The sequence below is a fragment of the Bradyrhizobium sp. Ken51 genome, from assembly GCF_055807435.1.
The window spans coordinates 195,337-218,024 of sequence record NZ_JBVVPB010000008.1 but is presented as its reverse complement, the minus strand read 5'-3'; the positions used below and the strand labels follow the sequence as shown (position 1 = coordinate 218,024).

The 22,688-nt window shown below is 64.5% G+C and carries 24 protein-coding genes and 1 riboswitch; of the genes, 20 read left to right on the top strand and 4 right to left on the bottom strand.

The annotated features are described in order from the left end of the window. Nucleotides 1-190 precede the first annotated feature (190 nt). Nucleotides 191-1,969, top strand: coding sequence for an acyl-CoA dehydrogenase (locus AC0L27_RS16480; RefSeq protein WP_354208974.1), 1,779 nt, complete (start codon nt 191-193; stop codon nt 1,967-1,969). 91 nt (nt 1,970-2,060) lie between these two features. Here the strand turns inward: AC0L27_RS16480 and AC0L27_RS16475 are convergent, their stop codons facing one another. Then, entirely contained in the window at nt 2,061-3,302 is a 1,242-nt protein-coding gene (locus tag AC0L27_RS16475; protein WP_473319661.1) for an MFS transporter, read from the bottom strand. Between the two features lie 245 nt (nt 3,303-3,547). On the opposite strand from AC0L27_RS16475, the gene AC0L27_RS16470 reads away from it, so the two are divergent. The 9 genes from AC0L27_RS16470 to AC0L27_RS16430 all read left to right on the top strand — a co-directional run bounded on the left by AC0L27_RS16470 (nt 3,548) and on the right by AC0L27_RS16430 (nt 13,706). Continuing rightward, a complete protein-coding gene (locus AC0L27_RS16470) occupies nt 3,548-4,309 on the top strand; it encodes an enoyl-CoA hydratase-related protein (RefSeq protein ID WP_354056999.1) in 762 nt (253 codons plus the stop codon). A gap of 73 nt (nt 4,310-4,382) precedes the next feature. Next, nucleotides 4,383-6,041 carry a bifunctional metallophosphatase/5'-nucleotidase gene (locus tag AC0L27_RS16465; protein ID WP_354257948.1) on the top strand — a complete coding sequence of 553 codons (1,659 nt, stop codon included), beginning with the start codon at nt 4,383-4,385 and terminating at the stop codon, nt 6,039-6,041. Between the two features lie 134 nt (nt 6,042-6,175). Continuing rightward, nucleotides 6,176-7,105: a histone deacetylase family protein gene (locus AC0L27_RS16460; RefSeq protein ID WP_354257951.1), complete on the top strand. Its 930-nt coding sequence runs from the start codon at nt 6,176-6,178 to the stop codon at nt 7,103-7,105. Between the two features lie 73 nt (nt 7,106-7,178). Beyond that, nucleotides 7,179-7,430: an exodeoxyribonuclease VII small subunit gene (locus tag AC0L27_RS16455; RefSeq protein ID WP_027516568.1), complete on the top strand. Its 252-nt coding sequence runs from the start codon at nt 7,179-7,181 to the stop codon at nt 7,428-7,430. A gap of 589 nt (nt 7,431-8,019) precedes the next feature. Then, complete coding sequence (dxs, locus tag AC0L27_RS16450; RefSeq protein WP_354257957.1) at nt 8,020-9,948, top strand: 1-deoxy-D-xylulose-5-phosphate synthase; 1,929 nt, start codon at nt 8,020-8,022, stop codon at nt 9,946-9,948. A 33-nt stretch (nt 9,949-9,981) separates the two neighbouring features. Then, nucleotides 9,982-10,536, top strand: coding sequence for a nucleoside 2-deoxyribosyltransferase (locus AC0L27_RS16445; RefSeq protein ID WP_354057006.1), 555 nt, complete (start codon nt 9,982-9,984; stop codon nt 10,534-10,536). 26 nt (nt 10,537-10,562) lie between these two features. After that, nucleotides 10,563-11,297, top strand: coding sequence for a TlyA family RNA methyltransferase (locus AC0L27_RS16440; RefSeq protein WP_354057008.1), 735 nt, complete (start codon nt 10,563-10,565; stop codon nt 11,295-11,297). Further along, on the top strand, nt 11,290-12,537 hold the full coding sequence (locus tag AC0L27_RS16435; RefSeq protein WP_354208982.1) for a class I SAM-dependent RNA methyltransferase: 1,248 nt from the start codon (nt 11,290-11,292) through the stop codon (nt 12,535-12,537). The genes AC0L27_RS16440 and AC0L27_RS16435 overlap by 8 nt, the downstream gene beginning before the upstream one ends. A 110-nt stretch (nt 12,538-12,647) precedes the next feature. Then, entirely contained in the window at nt 12,648-13,706 is a 1,059-nt protein-coding gene (locus AC0L27_RS16430; protein WP_354208984.1) for an Acg family FMN-binding oxidoreductase, read from the top strand. 6 nt (nt 13,707-13,712) lie between these two features. Here the strand turns inward: AC0L27_RS16430 and AC0L27_RS16425 are convergent, their stop codons facing one another. Further along, the gene (locus AC0L27_RS16425) at nt 13,713-14,315 is read right to left on the bottom strand and encodes a hypothetical protein (protein ID WP_354257960.1); all 603 of its coding nucleotides are present in this window, start codon (nt 14,313-14,315) and stop codon (nt 13,713-13,715) included. 167 nt (nt 14,316-14,482) lie between these two features. Here AC0L27_RS16425 and AC0L27_RS16420 point away from each other — a divergent pair, with 167 nt between their 5' ends. Together AC0L27_RS16420 and AC0L27_RS16415 are read left to right on the top strand one after the other, a co-directional pair. Next, nucleotides 14,483-15,541, top strand: a complete 1,059-nt coding sequence (locus AC0L27_RS16420) for a class I SAM-dependent methyltransferase (protein WP_275171768.1) — start codon at nt 14,483-14,485, stop codon at nt 15,539-15,541. A gap of 42 nt (nt 15,542-15,583) precedes the next feature. After that, nucleotides 15,584-15,751: a hypothetical protein gene (locus AC0L27_RS16415; protein ID WP_275171767.1), complete on the top strand. Its 168-nt coding sequence runs from the start codon at nt 15,584-15,586 to the stop codon at nt 15,749-15,751. Nucleotides 15,752-15,755: 4 nt separating this feature from the next. Here the strand turns inward: AC0L27_RS16415 and AC0L27_RS16410 are convergent, their stop codons facing one another. Both AC0L27_RS16410 and AC0L27_RS16405 read right to left on the bottom strand, forming a co-directional pair. Next, nucleotides 15,756-16,388 (bottom strand): hypothetical protein, encoded by a 633-nt coding sequence (locus tag AC0L27_RS16410; RefSeq protein WP_275171766.1) that lies wholly within the window; start codon nt 16,386-16,388, stop codon nt 15,756-15,758. 176 nt (nt 16,389-16,564) lie between these two features. After that, nucleotides 16,565-17,434, bottom strand: a complete 870-nt coding sequence (locus AC0L27_RS16405) for a DUF1194 domain-containing protein (RefSeq protein ID WP_275171765.1) — start codon at nt 17,432-17,434, stop codon at nt 16,565-16,567. 241 nt (nt 17,435-17,675) lie between these two features. Then, nucleotides 17,676-17,745: riboswitch (Fluoride riboswitch) on the top strand. 136 nt (nt 17,746-17,881) lie between these two features. Here AC0L27_RS16405 and AC0L27_RS16400 point away from each other — a divergent pair. The 8 genes from AC0L27_RS16400 (at nt 17,882) to AC0L27_RS16365 (ending at nt 22,654) form a co-directional block, all read left to right on the top strand. Next, nucleotides 17,882-19,093 (top strand): MFS transporter, encoded by a 1,212-nt coding sequence (locus tag AC0L27_RS16400; protein WP_354208989.1) that lies wholly within the window; start codon nt 17,882-17,884, stop codon nt 19,091-19,093. 7 nt (nt 19,094-19,100) lie between these two features. Beyond that, nucleotides 19,101-19,499, top strand: a complete 399-nt coding sequence (gene crcB, locus AC0L27_RS16395) for a fluoride efflux transporter CrcB (protein ID WP_354209182.1) — start codon at nt 19,101-19,103, stop codon at nt 19,497-19,499. 4 nt (nt 19,500-19,503) lie between these two features. Next, entirely contained in the window at nt 19,504-19,932 is a 429-nt protein-coding gene (gene crcB / locus AC0L27_RS16390) for a fluoride efflux transporter CrcB (protein ID WP_354057019.1), read from the top strand. Nucleotides 19,933-19,934: 2 nt separating this feature from the next. Further along, a complete protein-coding gene (locus AC0L27_RS16385; protein WP_275171762.1) occupies nt 19,935-20,276 on the top strand; it encodes a DUF190 domain-containing protein in 342 nt (113 codons plus the stop codon). A gap of 43 nt (nt 20,277-20,319) precedes the next feature. Next, complete coding sequence (gene clpS / locus AC0L27_RS16380; protein ID WP_275171761.1) at nt 20,320-20,625, top strand: ATP-dependent Clp protease adapter ClpS; 306 nt, start codon at nt 20,320-20,322, stop codon at nt 20,623-20,625. 179 nt (nt 20,626-20,804) lie between these two features. Next, nucleotides 20,805-20,999 carry a hypothetical protein gene (locus AC0L27_RS16375; RefSeq protein ID WP_275171760.1) on the top strand — a complete coding sequence of 65 codons (195 nt, stop codon included), beginning with the start codon at nt 20,805-20,807 and terminating at the stop codon, nt 20,997-20,999. Nucleotides 21,000-21,177: 178 nt separating this feature from the next. Then, nucleotides 21,178-21,429: a hypothetical protein gene (locus AC0L27_RS16370; protein ID WP_354057024.1), complete on the top strand. Its 252-nt coding sequence runs from the start codon at nt 21,178-21,180 to the stop codon at nt 21,427-21,429. 61 nt (nt 21,430-21,490) lie between these two features. Further along, nucleotides 21,491-22,654, top strand: coding sequence for an HWE histidine kinase domain-containing protein (locus AC0L27_RS16365; RefSeq protein ID WP_354257963.1), 1,164 nt, complete (start codon nt 21,491-21,493; stop codon nt 22,652-22,654). Nucleotides 22,655-22,688: the final 34 nt, after the last annotated feature.

The window sequence follows — 22,688 nt, the reverse complement described above, 5'->3', positions numbered from 1 at the left end:
AGGGAGAGACGCGGCATTTCAACCGCCCGGAGGGGCAAAATACCATAGGCGCCGGTGGCGCCGCGCCATGCCTTATATGGGCGCTACGCCCCCCGCTCCCAACGGGCGCTCCACCACCCCTCCTGCCAGTTGAGACCGCTGCCGTTTCATGGGAATACGGCGGCAAGAACTGTCTCCCCGGGAGTGAGCCATGACCTACCGCGCGCCGATCTCTGACATGCTGCTGTCGCTCAACCACGGCGCCGGCCTGAAGGCTGCCATGGAGGCCGGCCATTACGGCGATTTCGACGGCGATATCGTGAGCGCCGTGCTGGAGGAAGCCGGCAAGTTCGCAACCGACGTGCTGGCGCCGCTCAACAAGGTCGGCGACGAGCACGGCATCAAGCTCAGCGACGGCAAGGTCACGACGGCGCCGGGCTGGCCGGACGCCTACAAGCGCTGGACCGAGGGCGGCTGGAACGCGGTCTCTGGCCCCGAAGATTTTGGCGGCCAGGGCCTGCCGCTCGCGATCAACGCGGCCTGCACCGAGATCTGGAGCGCCGCCAACGTCGCCTTCGGCCTCTGCCCGCTGCTGACGGCGTCGGCGATGGAGGCGCTCGACGCGCATGGCAGCGACGAGCTGAAGAAAATCTATCTCGAGAAGCTCGTCTCCGGCGAATGGACCGGCACGATGCAGCTGACCGAGCCGCAGGCCGGCTCCGATGTCGGCGCACTGCGCACCCGCGCCGAGAAGCAGGCCGACGGCACCTATCGCATCAAAGGGACGAAGATCTTCATCACCTATGGCGAGCACGACATGACCGACAACATCGTGCATTTCGTGCTGGCACGCCTGCCGGACGCGCCCGCCGGCACCAAGGGGATATCGCTGTTTCTCGTTCCCAAATTCATGGTGAACGCCGACGGCTCGCTCGGTGCGCGCAACGACATTTTCGCAAGCGGCGTCGAGCACAAGCTCGGCATGCATGCCTCCCCCACCTGCACCATGACCATGGGCGATCATGGCGGCGCGATCGGCTTCCTCGTCGGCGAAGAGAACCAGGGCATGCGCTGCATGTTCACGATGATGAACCAGGCCCGCCTCGGCGTCGGCCTCGAAGGCGTCGGTGTAGCCGATCGCGCCTATCAGCAGGCATTGTCGTACGCACAAGAGCGCAAGCAGGGCCGCGCCCTCGGCAACAAGGGTGACGGCTCCGATCCGATCTTCGTGCATCCCGACGTCAAGCGCATGCTGATGCGGATGCGGGCGCAGACCGCGGCGGCGCGCACCATCTGCTATGCGACCGCGGTGGCCATCGACGTCTCGACACGCGCCAGTGACCCGAAGGTCCGCGCCGACGCTGCCGCGCGCGCGGCGCTGCTGACGCCGATGGCCAAGGGCTATTCGACCGACATCGGCAACGAGGTCGCCTATCTCGGCGTGCAGGTGCATGGCGGCATGGGCTTCATCGAGGAGACCGGCGCGGCGCAGCACTATCGCGATGCCCGCATCACCGCGATCTACGAAGGCACCAACGGCATCCAGGCCATCGACCTCGTCACGCGAAAACTCGCGGCCAATGGCGGCGCATCGGTGTGGGCGCTGCTCGACGAACTCTCGGCAATCGTGAAGCAGGTCGAAGCCTCCAACGATCCCGCCTTCGGCACCACGGGCGTGAAATTGCGCGAGGCGCTGCAGGCGCTGACGCGCACCAGCAAATGGCTGCTGGAGCGGGTTGCGTCTGCGCCGAACGAGGCGCTGGCCGGCGCGACGCCGTATCTGCAGCAGTTCGGCGCCACGCTCGGCGGCTGCATGCTTGCATCCGAAGCGCTCGCCGCGAAATCCGATGGCATCACGGACGCCGCGCGCTACGTCTCGCTGGCGCGCTTCTTCGCCGAGAACATCGCCGTGCAGGCCGGCGCGCTCGAACGCACCGTGACCGAGAGCGCGGAGTCGGTCGCGGCGGCGGATGCGGTGCTGTTGGGGTAAGCGGGACGCGTGGCCCGGATGGAGCGCAGCGCAATCCGGGGCCGTCATCGTTCGTGGCACGAATCCCGGATTGCGCTGCGCTCCATCCGGGCTACGAAGCTGCGAGCTTCGTACGTCTCCCCGGCCGCCACAGCACAATCCCCGCCGCCACCAGATCGAGCACCACGCACATCGCAAACGCGCTCGTGTAGTCACCGGTTACGCTGCGCACGAGACCGACGATGCCGGGGCCGAAGGCGCTGACGATGCCGCTGATCGAGGTGCCCAGCCCCATCGCCGCGGCGAAGGCGCTCGCGCCGATCTCGCGCTGGATGATCAAGGGCGGGAACGTGATCATGTTGCCGATCGAGAAACCGTAGACGGCGCAGCACACGAGCAGCACCGTCGGGTTCGTGCTTTGCAGAAGCACGAACAGAGCCGCAGCCTGGCTCGTCATCGATGCCGCGCAGGCGAGCCGCGGATCGAGCCGGTCGACGAACAGGCCGAGCGACAGGCGCCCGACCACCGCCATCGCCGCCATGATGGTGACCGCAAGGCCCGCACTGGCGCGGCCGATCAGCGGTTCGAGAAACGTCACCTGGTGGATGATGAATCCCATCTGCGCCAGCAGCGCGATCGCGATCGGCAGCACCATGGTCCAGAACGCCGCGTTGGCGAGCAGCGTCTTGCGCGAGTGAACCGCAGGCAAGGCAGTGCCGCCAGCGGATGAATCCCCACCCGACGTCGGCGGCATTTCGGTCCGCCAGCCGGTGAAGATGACCACCACCGGCAGCACCAGCACCACCATCGCGAGCGTGGCTGCCAGCATCGCGGAACGGAAGCCGATGCTGGCGCTCAGCGACAGCAGCAGCGGGACGAGGACGATGCCGCCGCAGGTCGCGCCGTTGTAGGCGAGGCTGAGCGCAAGCCCGCGGCGCCGTTCGAACCAGGAGTTCAGCACGGTCGCGATCACCACCGTGCCCATGCCGGTCCAGCCGACCGACATCAGCGCATAGGCGAGATAGAGCTGCCAGGGCGTCTGCAGCAGCGCCAGCAGCACCGTCGAAGCGCCGAGCGCCGACAGGCCGCACAGGATCAGCGACCGCAGCCCGATGCGGGCGAGCAGATCGTCGGTGAAGATGACGAGGACGGCAGTCAGGAGAAAGGAGAAGGTGCTGGCCGCAGAGACCAGCGTGCCCGGCCAGCCATGCGCGCGCTGGAGCTCGGCGAGATAGACGCCTTGGCCGTACAGGCCGAAGCCGAACATGAAGAAGGCCATCAGGAAGCAGGCCAGCACGACACGCCAGCCGCGATAGTGCAGCGAGGATTCATCAACACAAGTGGCGGCAATCATCAATCGAGCAATCGGCCAAATGGAGCGGCGCGAGCCGATCGTGCACCACAACCAGGGGTTTTTCAATCGAAAATGGGTGGCTAATTATTGCGACGCGCAACACAGCAGCGGGCTGATGCGCCCGTCTCACGCGATTCGGTCCCCAAAAGGCCGAGCGAGCGCATTGGCACGCCTGCAAGATGATGTAGGCTGACGTTTCGCGAGTCTAGCCAATGTCAGTATCGCGGCGACCGCAGGGGCCTCTCATGTCGAATGGCAACATCATCGTCACCGAAGAGCGCGGAACACGCGTGATCACCCTGCGCCGCCCGAGCAAGAAGAACGCGATCACGCAGGACATGTATCGGGAGATGAGCCGCGCGATCGACACTGCGCAGAACAATCCCGAGATCCGCTGCATGATCATCACCGGGGGCTCCGGCGTGTTCACCGCCGGCGACGACATCGACGATTTCATGCACGCCGACACGTCGCGCCCCGAGACGCTGTCCGACGGCGCCAAGTTTCTCTATTCGCTCGCCCTCAACGCCAAGCCGGTGATCGCGGCCGTGGATGGCGCGTCGATCGGCATGGGCACCGTGATGTTGTTCCATTGCGACTATGTGCTGGCCTCGAACGCGGCAACCTTCTCCGCACCCTACATCCATCTCGGGCTCGTGCCGGTCGGCGCGTCCAGCCTCTTGATGCCGAACACGATGGGCTACCAGCGCGCCTTCGCGATGCTGGTGATGGGACGGACTTTTACGGCCGCGGAAGCGCATGCCGCCGGCTTCGTCAACACCGTGGTCTCGCCGGGTCATACCGAGGTCGAGGCGCGCAAGGTGGCGCGCGATATCTGCCGGCTCCCCGCCGAAGCGGTGGCGACCTCGCGCAAATTGCTGCGCGTCGCATCCGAAGAGCTCACCCGCCGCATCGACCAGGAGGCCCATTTGTTCGGCGAGCGGCTGAAGTCGGAAGAAGCCACCGCCGCGTTCAACGCGTTCGCGAACAGGAAGAAGAAAAAGTAGGTACCATCCGGCGCCCCTGAGCGACGGCGAGAACTTTCGTGAAATCTTCGTGCGGAACGACTAGTCTGGTTCCATGCGACATGTTCTCCGCCTGACCGTCTTCTCGCTCGCGCTCGCCGCCCTGCCCGCGTCCGCCCAGACCGCTGCCCCCGTCGAGCTGCGCATCCTCGCGATCAACGATTTCCACGGCAATCTTCGCCCGCCGCCGGGCGGCATCCGGATCAGCGATCCCGAGGACAAGTCCAGGAAGGTGATGGTGGCCGCCGGCGGTGCCGAATACATGGCGACGCTGGTGAAGCAGCTGCGCGAGAGCCACAAGAACACGATCTTCGTCGCCGCCGGCGACCTGATCGGCGCGAGCCCGTTCCTGTCGGCGATGTTCCACGACGAGCCTTCGATCGAATCGCTCTCGATGATGGGGCTCGCGATCGCCTCGGTCGGCAATCACGAATTCGACGAGGGCAAGACCGAGCTGTTGCGGATGCAGAACGGGGGTTGTCATCCCGTCGACGGCTGTCAGGGGCCGCATCCCTTTACGGGCGCCAAATTCCATTATCTCGCGGCGTCCACCATCGAGACCGCGACCGGCAGGAGCGTGCTGCCGCCTTACGATATCAGGGAATTCGAGGGCATCCCCATCGCCTTCATCGGGCTGACCTTGAAGGAGACCGCGGGCATCGTCTCGCCCGCAGGCGTCACGGGCCTCGAATTCCGCGACGAAGCCGAGACGGTGAACGCGCTGGTGCCGCAACTGAAGGCGCGCGGGGTCGAGGCGATCGTGGTGCTGATCCACCAGGGCGGCGAGCCGGCCGGCGACTACAACGAATGCCCTGCCATTACGGGGCCGATCGTCGACATCGTGAAAAAATTCGATCGCGCCGTCGACGTCGTCGTCAGCGGCCACACGCATCGTGCTTATGTTTGCCAAGTCGACGGGCGGCTCGTCACCAGCGGCGACAAATACGGGACCCTGGTCACTGCGATCGACCTCAAGCTCGATCCTGTAACGCGCGACGTCGTCAGCGCCAGGGCCGAGAACGTCCTCGTCGCCAATGCGTCACTGCCTAGGGATCCCGAGCAGACCGCACTGATCGATGCCTACGACAAGCTTTCGGCGCCGATCGCCAATCGCCCGGCTGGATCGGTGACGCAGACGCTGTCACGCGTGCCGAACGAGGCCGGCGAAAGCCCTCTCGGCGACGTCATTGCGGACGCGCATCTCGCCGCGACCAGAGATGCAAAGGACGGCAGCGCCGTCATCGCGCTCACCAATCCCGGCGGCATCCGCACCGACATCGTTCCAAAGGAGAACGGCGCGATTACCTTCGGCGACGTTTTCGCCAGCCAGCCGTTCCGCAACCGGCTCGTCACTATGACGCTCACGGGCAGCCAGCTCAAGGACATGCTGGAGCAGCAATGGCTCGATCCGAAGCGGCCGCGGATTCTCCAGGTCTCGAACGGGTTCAGTTATGCCTGGGATGCGGCGAAGCCATTCGGCGAGCGCGTGATCACCGAGAAGATGACGCTCAACGGCAGACCGATCGAAGCCGGAAGCGGCTACCGCGTCACCCTCAACGATTACCTCGCAGTCGGTGGCGACGGCTTTACGGTCGCCAAGCAAGGCACGGGGCTGCAATATGGCGGCTACGACGCCGACGCGCTGTTCGCGTTCTTCAGGGCGCACGGACCGGTCGGGCCTCTGCCGCTGAGCCGCATCCTGCGCGTGAATTGATCCGGATCAAACGGACCGGTCCGGGACCACCCTTTGCCATTCCCGGGGGAACGCATAGATTGGGTTTTGCATTTGCGTTTTGGCGCCGGATGCGCCAAGCGACGTCGAGAGCCCGCATCCCATGAGGCCGACTGATGAGTACGCTTCTCCTCTCCCACAAGGCCTGCCTCGACCACGTCACGCCGCCGGGACACCCTGAAAGGCCGGACCGCCTGCGCGCGGTGGAGGAGGCGCTGTCACATGAGCGCTTCCAGTTCCTGGTGCGCGATCAGGCGCCGGAGGGCGATCTCGACCTCGTCACGCTCTGCCACAACGAGCACTACGTCACGGAGCTGCGCCACATCGCGCCGACCAGCGGACTGGTCTATATCGATGGCGACACCTCGATGTCGCCGGGCACGTGGGAAGCGGTGATGCGCGGCGTCGGCGGCGCTGTCGCGGCGACCGAAGCGGTGATGGCGGGCGAGCATCGCAACGCCTTCGTCGCGGTGCGCCCGCCCGGCCACCATGCCGAGATCGGCAAGCCGATGGGCTTTTGCTTCTTCGACAACGCCGCAATCGCCGCGCGCCACGCGCAGCGCAAATACGGCATCACGCGCGCCGCCATCGTCGATTTCGACGTGCATCACGGTAACGGCACGCAGGACATCTTCTGGTCGGACCCGACCGTGATGTACTGCTCCACGCACCAGATGCCGCTGTTTCCGGGCACCGGCGCCAAGAGCGAGCGCGGCGACCACGACACCATCGTCAACGCGCCGCTCGCCTCCGAGGACGGCGGGCCGGAATTCCGCATCGCGTTCGAGAATTTGATCCTGCCGCAGCTCGAAAAATTCAGCCCGGAGCTGCTCGTCATCTCTGCCGGTTTCGACGCGCATTATCGCGATCCGCTGGCGTCGCTGAATTTGCGCGCGGAGGATTATGCCTGGGTGACGCGCAAGCTGATGGACCTCGCCGACAAGACCGCCGGGGGGCGCGTTGTTTCTGTGCTCGAAGGCGGCTACGACCTGCAAGGACTGAAAGAATCTGTTACGGCGCATATCGGCGCCCTGATGGGCGCTTGACGCACCCGCCACATTGCGCCCGCAAAACTTTGCTTTCTCCGACGTGAAGCGAATCGGGCAATCGGAAACTTATATGGCCGAAAATACCCAAATTGACGTCTCCAGGCTCACCTTCGAACGCGCCATCGAGGAGCTCGAAACGATCGTGAAGCGGCTCGAGGACGGCAAGGTGCCGCTCGAGGAATCCGTGACGATCTACGAGCGCGGCGAGGCCCTGAAGCGCCGCTGCGAGGAGTTGCTGCGCCAGGCCGAGGCGCGCGTCGACAAGATCACCACCGATGCCAGCGGCCAGGCCACGGGCACCGCGCCGCTCGACGTCCAGTAAGGGCGGCCTGCCCATCTTACGCATCGGCCACCCGCAATTTTTCATGATCGCACGCCGCCGTCGGGGTGGTTGCTGCTGCTTTGGTTCCAGGGAACCGACCTCTAGAAATCACGGAACTCCTCGCGGGAACCCCTCGCGCTTGTGAATCCCGTGTAAAACAGCTTTCCACCCGCCAAAACGTGCCGAGGAGCCAAGCAGGCCTGGAACCCTTCGGCGAGCGCCAGGATTAACCACTCTGGCCCGGGGGTTGCAGGTGCATGCCCGTAATCGGCCGAGCGGGTTGGCTTTGGCCCAAGCTTTGGTGTAAAGCTGCGCGGAGTGTGGCTTTTTGTAAGCCTTGCGTGGGCACTGATTACCGACGACAAGCGCTTCAAACTGCTGATGAATTGGCTGGGATGGACGAAGCCGATCTAAGTGACAGGGATCACAGAGACTGAACCGGAGAGCACTTAAGCTCACCTAAGCTTGAAGACGGGGCTTTGCCCCATGCAGGTGGCTCCGACGGTTTAAGGACTCGCGCTGCGCCGATATTGAGCAAACCCATCGCGCACCGGAACGATCTTCCGGCGCTGACAAATTGGAAATCGCCGTGAACGCATATAGTAAAACGCCGCTTCTCGACACCATCCGGACGCCGGACGACCTGCGCAAGCTCAAGATCGAGCAGGTTCGCCAGGTCGCCGACGAGCTGCGTCAGGAGACCATCGATGCCGTCTCGGTGACCGGCGGTCACTTCGGCGCAGGCCTCGGCGTGGTCGAGCTCACCACTGCGATCCACTACGTCTTCGACACCCCGCGCGACCGGCTGATCTGGGACGTCGGCCACCAGGCCTATCCGCACAAGATCCTTACCGGCCGGCGCGATCGCATCCGCACGCTGCGCACCGGCGGCGGCCTGTCCGGCTTCACCAAGCGCAGCGAGAGCGATTACGATCCGTTCGGCGCCGCGCATTCCTCGACCTCGATCTCCGCGGGCCTCGGCATGGCGGTCGCGCGCGACCTCGCCGGCGGCAAGAACAACGTTATCGCCGTGATCGGTGACGGCGCGATGTCGGCGGGCATGGCCTATGAGGCCATGAACAATGCGGGTGCAATGAACTCGCGCCTGATCGTCATCCTCAACGACAACGACATGTCGATCGCGCCGCCGGTCGGCGCGATGAGCGCCTATCTGTCGCGGCTCTACTCGGGCAAGACCTATCGCACGCTGCGCGATGTGGCCAAGCAGATCAACCAGCGCCTGCCCAAGATCATCGCCAGCCGCGCCAACCGCGTCGAGGAATATTCCCGCGGCTTCATGATGGACGGCGGCACGCTGTTCGAGGAGCTCGGCTTCTATTACGTCGGCCCGATCGACGGCCACAACCTCGACCATCTCCTGCCCGTGCTGAAGAACGTGCGCGACATGGAGACCGGCCCGATCCTGGTTCACGTCGTGACGCAGAAGGGCAAGGGCTACGGCCCGGCGGAAGCTTCCGCCGACAAATACCACGCCGTCGTCAAGTTCGACGTCGCGACCGGCACCCAGGCCAAGTCCAAGCCGAACGCGCCGGCCTATCAGAACGTGTTCGGCCAGAGCCTCGTCAAGGAAGCGGAGAAGGACGACAAGATCGTCGCCATCACCGCGGCTATGCCGTCCGGCACCGGCGTCGACATCTTCAATAAGGCGTTCCCGGACCGAACCTTCGACGTCGGCATCGCCGAGCAGCACGCAGTGACGTTCGCCGCCGGTCTCGCCACCGAAGGCTACAAGCCATTCTGCGCGATCTACTCGACCTTCTTGCAGCGCGGCTACGACCAGATCGTGCATGACGTCGCGATCCAGAGCCTGCCCGTGCGCTTCGCCATCGACCGCGCCGGCCTCGTCGGCGCCGACGGCGCCACCCATGCGGGCTCGTTCGACAACGCCTATCTCGGCTGTCTGCCGAACATGGTGATCATGGCCGCGGCTGACGAAGCCGAGCTGGTGCACATGGTCGCAACCCAGGTCGCGATCAACGATCGTCCGAGCTCGCTGCGCTATCCGCGCGGCGAAGGCCGCGGCATCGAGATGCCCGAAATCGGCGTTCCGCTCGAGGTCGGCAAGGGCCGCATCGTCCGCCAGGGCAGCAAGATCGCCCTGCTCTCGTTCGGCACGCGCCTCGCCGAATGCGAGAAGGCCGCCGACGAGCTCGCAGCCCATGGCCTTTCGACCACGATCGCGGATGCGCGCTTCATGAAGCCGCTGGACACCGAGCTGGTGCTCAAGCTCGCGCGCGACCACGAGATCCTGATCACGATCGAGGAAGGCTCGGTCGGCGGTTTCGGCTCGCATGTCGCGCAGTACCTGACCGACCAGGGCGCGCTCGACAGCGGCCTGGTGCGGTTCCGCACCATGGTACTGCCCGACGTGTTCCAGGACCACGACACGCCGGCGGCGATGTACGGTCGTGCCGGTCTCGACGCCAAGGGCATCGTCGCCAAGGTGTTCGAGGCGCTCGGCAAGGACGTCAAGGCCGAGACGGTCAAGCTCGCCTAAGAGCGAGCTTCGACCTTCTGCGAAGCAGCTCTCATGAAGATCTATCTGGCAGGTCCCGACGTGTTCCTGCCAGATGCGGTCGAGATCGGCCGGCAGAAGGCTGCGATTTGTGCCGCGAACGGCCTCACCGGGCTCTATCCCCTCGACAACGAGATCGACCTCGCCGCTCCCGACGCCTCGCGCCAGATCTTTTGCGGCAACGAGGCGATGATGGACGCGGCCGATGCGATCATCGCCAACCTCACGCCGTTCCGCGGCGCCGGCGCCGATCCCGGCACCGTCTACGAGCTCGGCTACATGGCCGGCCGCCGCAAGTTCTGCCTCGCCTATTCCAATGACGGCGCCGCCTATGCCGACCGCCTCAGTCGCTTCATGGGCGTGACGCCCGAGGACGGGCGGCTGGTCGATGCGCAGGGGCTGACGGTCGAGGATTTCGGCCTCGTCGACAATCTCATGATGATCCACGCGCTGGAGCTGCATGGTTGCCCGCTGGTGACGCCGGCGCAGATGCCGATCGACGTCTGGCACGATCTGGCCGCGTTCGAGGCTTGCGTCCGGATGGCGGCCGCGCGATTGATCGCTACATAAGCGCCTCAGGCGTCTTCGGAGAGATTATGTCCCCTGCCCGCAAGCGCGCGGATGTTCTGCTGGTCGAGCGCGGCCTGTTCGAGAGCCGGGCGCGAGCGCGCGCGGCGATCGAGGCCGGGCTCGTCACCGCCGACGACAAGCAGGTGGTAAAGCCGTCGGAGTCCATCGCCGAGGACGCCATGATACAGGCCGAGGCCGCGCACCCCTACGTCTCCCGCGGCGGCGTCAAGCTCGCCGGCGCGCTGGAGCGCTACCCGATCGAGATCGAGGACCATATCTGCCTCGACGTCGGTGCTTCCACCGGCGGATTCACCGAGGTGCTGCTGGCGAACGGCGCGAGCCTCGTCTTTGCAGTCGACGTCGGCACCAGCCAGCTGCATCCCTCGCTGCGCGGTCACTCCAAGATCGTGTCGATGGAAGAGACCGACATCCGCGCCTATGACGGCAGGCGCCTGCCGGCGCGGCCCGATGTCGTCGTGATCGACGTCAGCTTCATCTCGCTCAAGACGGTGCTGCCCGTGGCGCTGTCGCTGGCGGCCGCGCCGATGAGCCTGCTGGCGCTGATCAAGCCGCAATTCGAGGCGGACCGGAAGCACAACAAGAAGGGCATCGTCCGCGACGCTGCCGTGCACCGCGAGATCTGCGACGACATCGCAGCCTTTGCTGCCTCGCTCGGCTGCACCGATATTGAGGTGTTCCCGTCGGCGATCACCGGCGGCGACGGCAACATCGAATTCTTCCTGGGCGCGCGCCGTGGTTGAGCGCCTGACGATCGATCACGTCGGCCATCGCGGCGATGGCGTCTCGCTCGACGCTGGCGATGCCGTCTATGTGCCCTACACGCTCGGCGGCGAGACCGTCGAAGTCGATCATGTCGTCGGCAACCATCCCGACCGCCGTAAGCTGCTGGCAGTGGATGTCGCCAGCCCCGAGCGCGTCACACCGTTCTGTCCGCATTTCGGCGTCTGTGGCGGCTGCGCGATCCAGCACTGGGCGACTGAACCGTACCATGCCTGGAAGCGCGGCATCGTGGTCGAGACCCTGGCCCAGGCCGGCATCGACTGCGAAGTGGCATCGCTGGTCGACGCCCACGGTGCGGGGCGCAGGCGCATCACGCTGCACGGCCGGTTCGGCACGCATGACATCCTCAAGGTCGGCTTCTCGGCTGCCAGCTCGCACGACGTCATCCCGATCGATCGCTGCCCGATCCTCGATCCCGGGCTCGAGGGTGCACTCGATGCCGGTTGGGCGCTCGCCGAGCCGCTGACGTCCAAAATGCCGGTCACGAAACCGCTGGACATCCAGGTCACCGCGACCGCCAACGGTCTCGACGTCGACGTGCGCGGCTCCGGCCCGCTGCCAACGCCGCTCGTGACGGCGCTGTCGCGCGTCGCCGAGCAGCACCGCCTGGCGCGGCTGACACGGCACGGCGAACTGGTGCTGCAACGACTGCCTCCGACCGTGCAGATGGGCCGTGCTGAAGTGACGCTGCCGCCGGGCTCGTTCCTGCAGGCAACCGTCGCGGGCGAAGAGACGCTTGCGTCGCTCGTCGCGGAGCGCGTCGGCAAGGCGAAGAACGTTCTCGACCTCTTCTGCGGTGTCGGGCCGTTTGCGTTGCGGCTCGCCGAGAAGGCCCGCGTCACCGCCCATGACAACGACGCCGGCGCCATTGCAGCGCTCGAAAAGGCCGCACGCACGCCGGGGCTCAAGCCGATCAAGGCCGAGCCGCGCGATCTGTTCCGCCGTCCCCTGGTGGCGCCGGAGCTGCGCGATTTCGAAGCCGTCGTGTTCGACCCGCCGCGCCAGGGCGCGCAGGCGCAGGCCTTGAAGCTCGCCGCGAGCAAGGTGCCTGTGGTGGTCGCGGTCTCCTGCAACGTCGCGACATTTGCCCGCGACGCGCGGCTATTGATCGATGGCGGCTACAAGATGGATGCCGTGGTGCCAGTCGACCAGTTCCGGCATACGCCGCACGTCGAGCTGGTGGCGCGGTTTGTGAGATAACCGCGTCCCTCCCGACTTTGATGCCGGTCAACCGACCGGCTCTGCCATTGCGCTAAGCTCGCGCGGGAATGGCCGCGGAGCGGATGATGGCGATCGACCGACGACAATTCATGACCAACACGTTCGGCGTTTCCGCGGCGGCGCTCACGGCCAGTCCCGCGGAGGCCTCGACCAGGAGTTATGAGGACGCGGTGCAGGCGGCACGGGCACCGCTGCGATCGACCCCGAGAGATCGCGAGCTCGTGCGTTTTGCGACACTCGCGGCCAACAGCCACAACACGCAGCCCTGGATTTTTTCTGCCCATGACAATGAGATCGTGATCAGGCCCGACGTCGCACGCCGCTGTCCCGCGGTCGACCCGGACGATCACCACCTCTTTGTCAGCCTCGGCTGCGCCGCCGAAAATCTCGCGCTTGCGGCGGCAACGCTGGGCTGGCGCGCAAACCAGACGGCCGAAGGCGACCGGATTGTGATCGCACTCGACCAAGCTCCGCCTGCCGCATCGGCGCTGGCGGCCGCAATTCCAGTCAGGCAATGCACCCGTGCGGCATTCGACGGCAGGCCGGTCGCGCCCGAGATGTTGCGCCAGCTCGAGGACGCCTGTCGCGAGCCGCACGTGTCGGCAATCCTGCTGACCGAACGCGCAGCCATCGCCAAAGTCACCGACTATGTGCTCGAAGGCAATTCCGCGCAAATGCGCGACAAGGCTTTCATGAGCGAACTCGTGAGCTGGATGCGCTTCAACGAGGCGGATGCGGTCGCGTCCATGGACGGACTATTCTCGCGCGCGTCAGGCAGCCCGTCACTGCCGGCATGGGTCGCGCGGCCGCTGCTGAAGCTCGTCTTCACCGAGCAGGGCGAGAACAGAAAGTACCGTGACGAACTCGACAGCTCCGCGGGGGTCCTCGTGCTTGCCGCCGACCGGAGCGACATATCGCAGTGGATCGCGGTCGGACGCGCTTGCCAGCGGTTCGGTTTGCAGGCGACCGCACTGGGGCTGAAATATTCCTTCGTCAACCAGCCGGTCGAGGTGCCGACACTGAGGTCGCAATTCGCAGCGTCACTCGGACTCGGCGAGCGGCGTCCCGACATTGTGATCCGCTTCGGAGAGGGGCCAGATTTGCCGAAATCGCTGAGGCGCAGCCCGGAGCAGGTGATGCGCGGATGATCCAGTCTAGCGCCGAAGACCGCCCAGCGCGGGTGACTCGCCGGGCAACATCGACGAGTTGATGTCGCTGTCCATGCGCCCCGATTGCTGCTGGGTGAAACCGGCGCCGAACGACAGGCTGAGGTTGGAGGTCGGCTTGAACTCGACACCCGCAAATGCGCCGTAACCCGGCGAGGCGCTGGAGGTGAGCGGCGCAAGCGAGCTGCCAATGCCGCCGCCGTATTTCAGTGTGTCGAAACCGGCAAAGAACGTGACGGGCATGCCGCCCGCGGTCTTGGTGTTGTAGCCGAACTGCGTGCTGTCGTAGGAGAGCGCGCTGTAGTTGCCGCTCAGTCCGGCCGGGCTGAGGCCGCTCCAATTGAGATTGCCATGCTGGCTGCCGACAAAGAAGCCGTTCGCAAAATTGCTGCGGCCGCTTGCGTCGCCGCCATTGAAGCTCGGGAAATTGCCGTAGCTGTCGGCGCTCTGGCCGGCAACGCCGCCGAAGCCGAAAGGTCCGCCGGGGATCCAATATTGCAGCGGTGCGCCTTGCGCATGAGCCGGCGCTTCGCCGAGGCAGAGCAGGGCAAGAAAAACCGCGAGACCGCGAGAGCGTGTAAGCCTGGACATCCAAATACCGTCGAAAAGCTTGCGAATTATACCCACCAGACATCATGAATGCCAGCAAAGCGACACCAGTCTTCCCTTGAGTTCCGGGATCACGTTTTCCTGCCAATTTGAACTTCCCGCATGCCCGATTGACCCACCTAAGGGGGCGCGTCAGCACGGAGGCTCTCATGGAGGTCAATTCCGACAGGTTGAATGCCTTTATGGGCAAGATGGTCACCGAATTCGGGGCAGCGATGAATGCGTCGCTGGTCCTGCTCGGGGACAAGCTCGGTCTCTATCGTACCCTTGCCGCCAAGGGACCGATGAACTCGTCCGAGCTCGCAAGCGCTACCGGAACGGCGGAGCGCTATGTCCGCGAATGGCTCGCGAGCCAGGCGGCGTCCGGCTACATCGAATACGATTCCGCTTCGGCAAAATTCTCGATGCTGCCGGAGCAGGCGATGGCGCTTGCCGATGAGGACAGTCCGGTGTTCCTCGGCGCGTTCGGCAATGTCATTGCCTCGGCGTTTCTCGACGAGCCGAAGGTCTCGGACGCATTCAAATCCGGCAAGGGCGTCGGCTGGAACCGGCGCAGCGAATGCCTGTTCTGCGGCACCGCCCGCTTCTTCCGGACCGGGTACATGCATCATCTGGTGCAGGAATGGTTGCCCGCGCTCGACGGCGTCGTGGACAAGCTGAAGCGCGGCGCCAAGGTCGCCGATGTCGGCTGCGGGCACGGCGTCTCGACACGGCTGATGGCGGAAGCCTTCCCGAACTCCCGCTTCTACGGCTTCGACTATCACGAGGGTTCGATCGAGGCCGCGCGAAAGGCGGCCACCGAAGCCAGATTGGGCGACCGGGTCAGCTTCGCTGTTCATTCCGCCAAGACTTATCCGGCCGAGGGCTATGATCTCGTCTGCTTCTTCGATTGCCTGCATGACATGGGCGATCCCGTCGGCGCCATCGACCACGTGCGCGAGACCATGGCAAAGGACGGCACCTGCATGCTGGTTGAGCCGTTCGCAGGCGACCGCCTCGAGGACAATCTCAACCCGGTCGGGCGGGTCTATTATGCGGCGTCGACCATGATCTGCACGCCGGCCTCGCTCGACCAGGAGGTGGGCCTCGCACTGGGCGCGCAAGCGGGCGAGGCAAGGCTGCGCAAGGTCGCGCGAGAGGGCGGACTGACGCGCTTCCGTCGCGCCGCTGAAACGCCCTTCAATCTGATTCTGGAGGCGCGGATCTGATCTTCCCCATTCCGGCGCGTGGCTACGGCATAGGCCATACCGATGCTGCAGCCACGCCTGGCGCCGACATCCTTGCCTCGCTCGCGCCGCAACGAAAGCTGGCCGCCGCAAATGATCGGCAATGGCGCTTTGGCGCCCGCCTGCGACGTCTTGCGTCAGATCGACCGGCAATTGAAGGCGCTGACGCGGTCCAGCGAGCAGCAGCCGTGATCGGCTACGCCGTCCTGTCCACCGCGGACGATGTATCCGACGGCGGATATTTCGTCACGGGCACCACGAACGACTTGTTGCGGACCTGGTAGATGATCTTGCCATTCTGCCCGTCGTCGGTCGCAATCTGCGCCTGCCCGAACATGATGACGTTCTTGTAGACGGTGCCGGTGCCCTGACGGGTGACGCCATCGGTGGTGACGCTGACCTGCGCTTCGTTGCCGTTGACAGCGAGCACCCTGAAGCTCGCGCTCTTGCCATTGTCACTGGAATAGCCGCCCCAGCTTCCCATCAGGCGGCTGTCGGAGGCCGGCGGCGCCTGCTTCTCGAGAGTCGCGGTCTGCTTGCCCGCGCCTGCAGATGACAACAGCACCAGACTCTTGCCGTCCTTGGTGCCGACCGTGACCGTGCCGAAGGTGAGAAGCGAACCGGCGACCTCGCCAAAACCGCGCTCCGTGCGTCCGTTATGGGTGTACTCGACCTGCGCCCGGGCACCGCGGATGTTCACGACCTTGAAGCTGACGGGCTGGTTATTGCCGGCCCAATTGCCTTTCCACTCACCGAGCAGGGAGCTCTGGTGATACACCCGCTCGAGAGCGGGAGAAATCTGGCTGGTGCTCGACGTGACGATGGCCATTGGATTGCTCGGCGGATTTGTCTGACAGGCCCGCTTGGTTCGCGCCCCGACAGGAACGTCAGAACAGTATCCGGAAACAATTGGAAGCAGCCGATTAGGGCCACGCAACAGTTAACGCATGGTTAAAATTCCATCGCAGGCAAATAGGGCAAAAGGTCTCGTCCGGTAGGCCGCGTTCAGCGACCCCAGCGGTCCGACCAGATCTTCTCGCCGATCATGCAGTTCACACGCGGCTCCTTGTCCTTCTCCGCAACGCGCATCACCGGGCGCTCCGGCATACGGCCCGCAACCTCCATCAGGAGCTTGGTGCGGATGGCTTCCTTGAACTTGTCGCGGTCTTTGATCGTGATGACGAAGGAACCGGGGCCGCCAATGACGCAATCCTCATAGTAGAAGTCGAGATTGTCGATATCCATGGTCGAATAGGACGGCTCCTTGACCATGATCGGCAGACCGTTGATGACGATGCCCTTCTCGATCGCTGCGTCGCGCGCAATCGTGACCGGCGTGCCATTGTTGTTGGGACCGTCGCCGGAAATGTCGATCACGCGGCGCAAGCCCCGATAGGGATCCTCGTCGAACAGCGGCATCGCGAAAGTGATCGCGCCGGAGATCGAGGTGCGCGAGGCGCGCCGGATCGGCGTCTTCAAGATTTCGGCGGCGACGGCATCGGCGGTCTCCGGTCCATCGACCAGCCGCCAGGGGATGATGATCTTCTGGTCGGTCGAGGCGGCCCACTCGAAATAGGTCACCGCGATCCGGCCGTTCGGGCCCAACTTCAGCGCCTGCAGGAATTCCTTCGACTGGATCGCCTGCGCATAGCCTTCGCGCTGGACCGCGAGCTCGTCCATGTCCATGGAGTAGGAGACGTCGACGGCGAGGATCAGCTCGACATCGACCGTCTGGGCGTCCCTGTCGGCTGCTTGCCGCTGCGGCTGAATTTTAGGCGACTCAAACTTGGGTCCTGGTGCCGCGATGCCCGCGACGTCCCCTCCGGCAAACATGCCGGTCATCAGCACAGCCCCGATCGAGAACAGCAAGCGCATCGCAGCCTCCCGTCGTATGACGCGATGGTGACATGCAATCGCCTTGCCGCAAAGTCCGAAGATCGCTTGCGCTTCACATTCCAGTTAGGGATTTGCGAGTTAGCATTTGCGGCTCGGGAATTATGAAGCATTACGCAAAGCTGCCGCCATATTGCCCCGTTCGCGCCGCTCCCGGAATGACGGACCACTGGACAGGGCACCCTCGCCTACTTGTCCGGCGCGATTTCCATGCTAGGCTGGCGATACAGATGGGGATGGAGTCCCCCGACAACCGCCCGTGACCGTAGTGGGCTGATGACTCCTGCTTGAGGAGGGGCAATTTCTAGGCCTCTGCCTTCGGCGGGAGCATGGACACACCCGCCGCTGGCGGGTTTTTTGTTGTCTGGACGCGAAGGCCAAGGAGAGGTCAAGCAGAGGTCAAGCAGAGGCCGAGGAGAAGTCCTGGACGTGACGACGACAACACCGAATTCTGCACGTGCAGGGCTGCCCAAGGGGATCTGGGTGCTCGGTTTCGTCTCGATGCTGATGGACGTCTCTTCCGAGATGATCCACGCACTGCTGCCGGTCTATCTCGTCACCGTGCTCGGCGCCTCCACGCTCACCGTGGGCTTCATCGAGGGCATCGCCGAGGCGACAGCCTCGATCACGAAGATCTTCTCCGGCGCGCTGTCCGACTGGCTCGGCCGGCGCAAATTGCTCGCTGCGCTTGGCTACGGGCTCGCCGCACTGACAAAACCGCTGTTCCCGCTTGCCCCCAGCGTCGGATGGCTGGTCGCCGCGCGCTTCATCGACCGCGTCGGCAAGGGCATTCGCGGCGCACCGCGCGATGCGCTGATCGCCGATATCGCCCCCATCGGCCTGCGCGGCGCGAGCTTCGGCCTGCGTCAGTCGCTCGACACCATCGGTGCGTTCGTCGGGCCGCTCATGGCGATCGGTCTGATGTGGTGGACGGCGGACAATTTTACGGTGGTGTTCTGGGTGGCCGTGCTGCCGGGCTTCCTGTCGTTCGGACTGATCGCGTTCGCGGTGAGCGAGCCGGAGCCGGATCCAGGCCGGGAGCCGTCAAGGAATCCGCTGAACACCGCCGCGATGCGCCAGCTCGGATCCGTATACTGGCGCGTGGTCGCGGTTGGCGTCGTGTTCACGCTGGCGCGTTTCAGCGAAGCTTTCCTGATCCTGCGCGCACAGAACATCGGGCTCAATGCGATGTGGGTGCCGGCGGTGCTGGTGCTGATGAACATCGCCTATGCGTTGTCGGCCTATCCGGCCGGCGTGCTCTCGGACCGGATCAACCGCACCGGCCTGCTCGCGCTCGGCCTCGTCTTCCTTGCCGGCGCCGATCTCGCGCTCGCGCTGCTGCCAAACCTTGGGGGCCTGGCCCTCGGCGTCGTGCTGTGGGGTCTGCATATGGGATTGACGCAAGGCCTGCTCTCGGCCCTCGTCGCCGACGCAGCACCACCGAGCCTGCGCGGCACCGCGTTCGGCTATTTCAATCTGTTCACCGGCCTTGCCTTGCTGGCCGCAAGCGTGATCGCCGGCGCCTTGTGGGATGCCTATGGTCCGGCCGGCACGTTCCTGGCGGGGCTCGGCTTTGCGCTGGTCGCGCTCATGGGACTATTTGCCGTCGGCAACGGGCTGGCAACGGAGGAGAAACGATGACGGGGGACTGTTCGCCGTGCTGAGCGGAGTGCTAGCGGTCATGATCGGCAGCGTGCTCGGCGGCTGCGCGCGCTATTTCATCTCCGGCGCGATCGCCCGGCGGCTGGGCGAGACGTTTCCGTGGGGCACCGTGACCATCAACGTCACCGGCGCCTTTCTGATCGGCATTTTTGGCGCATTGGCGAGCCATCCCGGCTCGCTCTTCGCCGCGCCCGATCCATGGCTGTTCGCGGTCACCGGCTTTCTTGGCTGCTACACCACGGTGTCCTCGTTCAGTCTGCAAACGCTGACGCTGGCGCGGAACGGCGAGCCGATGCACGCGCTGGGGAATGTCGCGGTCTCGGTCGTGCCCTGCCTCGCCGCCGTCAGTTGCGGCTTCCTCCTCGCGGACGCTCTGGGAGGCTAGGCAGATGAAGTCCCCCTCCTCTGCCGATCGCTGGCGCACCGCGACGCTCTATGCCTGGGTTGCCGCCGGCAGCATGGTCGGCGGGCTGACGCGCTATCTGGTCGGGCTTGCGCTCGGCACCGGCTCCGGCTTCCCCGTCGCGACGCTGTTCATCAACGCCACGGGCTCACTGATCATCGGCTTCTACGCGACGCTGACCGGGCCCGACGGCCGCCTGCTGGCGCGGCCCGAGCACCGGCAGTTCGTCATGACCGGGTTCTGCGGCGGCTACACGACCTTTTCGACCTTCAGCCTGGAGACCTTCCGCCTGTTCCACGGCGGCATGAAATATACGGCGCTCGCCTATATCGCGGCATCCGTCATTTGCTGGCTGGTGTCGGTATGGGCAGGCCATATGATAGCCAGCGGCACCAACCGATTGACAAGGAGGTGACCATGCAAATCCCCAACCAGGCAGTTTCGCTCCGGATCTTCATTGGCGAGAACGACCATTTCGACGGCAAGCCGCTCTATGAAGCGATCGTGATGACGGCGCGCGAGCGGCATCTGGCCGGCGCCACCGTGCTGCGCGGCCCCATGGGCTTCGGCAAGTCGAGCCGGCTGCACACTTCGAAGATTCTGCGGCTCTCGGAAGACCTGCCGCTGCTGATCGAGATCGTCGACAGCGAGGACAACATCCATGCATTCCTGCCCATCCTGGATGGCATGATGTCGAGCGGCCTGATCACCTTGGAGAAGGTGCAGGTCCTGCAATATGGTGAGAAGGCCGCGCGCTGAGCGCGCCGGCAGGAACCGGAGCCCGCCATATCCGGGAGGCGGAATGAACGATACCGTTACCAAACCCAAAACCAGGACGAAGACCAAGGTCGAGCGGCCGAAGCTGCATAAGGTCATCCTGATCAACGACGACTTCACGCCCCGCGAATTCGTCACGATGATCCTCAAGGCCGAGTTCCGGATGACCGAGGATCAGGCCTACAAGGTGATGATCACCGCCCACAAGCTCGGCGCCTGCGTGGTCGCGGTGTTCACCAAGGACGTCGCAGAGACCAAGGCCACCCGCGCCACCGACGCCGGCCGCACCAAGGGCTATCCGCTGCTGTTCACGACGGAGCCGGAGGAATAGTGGCACCGGTCAGGCTTTGGTGCTTTGGCGCCCTCTTTCGATTTCGGCGCCGAAACTGCTCTTCCGAATAGTGTATCTATTGGCCATCAACAGGCGCATGGTGAGCCATCACCGGCCCGTCACGGCATCCATCGGTGACTGAGAGAGTCTTTGCGCTCCCGCCCAATGCGGAGCGTCCCGTGCAAGACACCACCAAAAGAAATATCCCGCTGAGCAATCGCCTTGCCCAATTGGCGGCCGAGGCTCGCCGTCGCGCAGAGATTGCCCCGCCCGGTGTTCAGCGAGAAGCGCTGCTCAAAGCGGCGCGATTGAGCGAAACGGCCTCGCACATTCATGACTGGATAAGCCTGCCTGGCTCCAAAACACCGAGGTAGTGGCAAGCCAACCTGGTCGGCGGCCTCTTCACGTCGAGTGATGATCCGGGCTATGGGCGGCGTCCGCCTTCAAATCACGCCTCAAATATAAGTTGTATGAAATGAACTATATTTCATTTTGGTTGTTGTAACAGCGTCCCCAATGAGGTGGGGCGGTCAACAGCCAAAGCAGCCCCAAATGATGAAATCTCTTATCGCGTTCGCGATGTTCGCGCTCCTCGGAGTGTCCGTAATGGTGTTGCCCGGTTTTGCTCCGCAAGTAAAAGCGCGCGAGACCGTTGCTTTGGCGAAGGCGGACCGGCTGGCGAGCCATCCGGTGGCCAGGAATTGCGTAGGCCAGGTCTGGCCGGACTTCGAAGCATCGTGTCTACGCCGAGGTGAATCCGATGTCAGGATTCATGAAGCTCGTTTGGTGACGGCGCGCCGCTAGACCAAAAATCGCAAAGCGCCGACCGGGCTTGTCGGATGATCCAGGAAAGTGTCGTGCACAGATGTCAACACCTCCAACCTCCTTGCCGAATGTTCTCGTCGTCGAAGACGAGATGATCCTGCGCATGCGCGCAGTCGATATCGTGGAGGATGCAGGCTTCTGCCCTGTGCAGGCCGTCAACGCCGACGAAGCCATCGCAATCCTCGAGTCGCGGTCGGACATCTCGCTTCTGTTCAGCGACATACAGATGCCCGGGACCATGGACGGCCTGAAGCTGGCCCACGCGGTGCACGATCGCTGGCCTGCCATCAAGATCGTGCTCGTCTCCGGTCAGGTAAAGCCGTCTGAAAACGAAACGCCGGCGGACAGCCGCTTCTTTCGCAAGCCGCTCGCCGTCGACGAAATGATCTCGCAGTTGCAGACGATGATCGGAGCGGGCGCGCTAAAAATCCTTCCGACCACAACGACGGATCCTGTGGACAACCTTGCTCGATCGCCACAGGAATCGGTTCTGGTTGCGGAGAACGACAATCTGCGCCTGTTGCTGGAACAGGCCGACACCGACGCCAAGGTCCTGCTCGCTCAAGCCGGCATCGAAGCCCACGAACGCGAGGCTGCCGACAAGTTGCAAAAGCTCATCCTCGGAGAGCTGCATCATCGCATCAAGAATACGCTTGCGACGGTGAGCGCAATCGCAGCCCAGAGCTTCCGGGCCGCAATCAATCTCGAGCAAGGCCAAAAAGCCATGGATGGCCGCTTGCTGGCGTTGGGGCGCGCCCACGACCTGTTGATACAGGTCAGCTGGTCAAATGCGAGCCTCACTCACACCCTGAGCGGCGCCACCGATCCTTTTGATAGTCAGGGGGGCCGACGATTCCATTTCAATGGGCCGGATCTCCGGATCACGTCCGGTGCCGTGATAGCGCTCGCCATGACGTTCAACGAGCTCTGCACCAACACCACGAAGTTCGGCGCGCTGTCCAGTTCCTCCGGGCATGTCGAGGTCGCATGGACGGTGGACGAGATCGAGCAAAGACTGCGCCTGAAGTGGAGCGAAAGCGGCGGCCCTGTGGTGGCGCCGCCAACACGACGGAGCTGCGGCACCCGGATGATCGAGTCGCTCGGCCAGCAACTGAACGGGCAGGTGCGGCTGGCCTACGAACCGTCCGGATTTGTCTATCAGCTGGATGTACCGCTGAAGTCGGTGATGGCGGCGAACGCCTGAACTCTGCTCACCGGGTTGATGGCGGCGGACATCC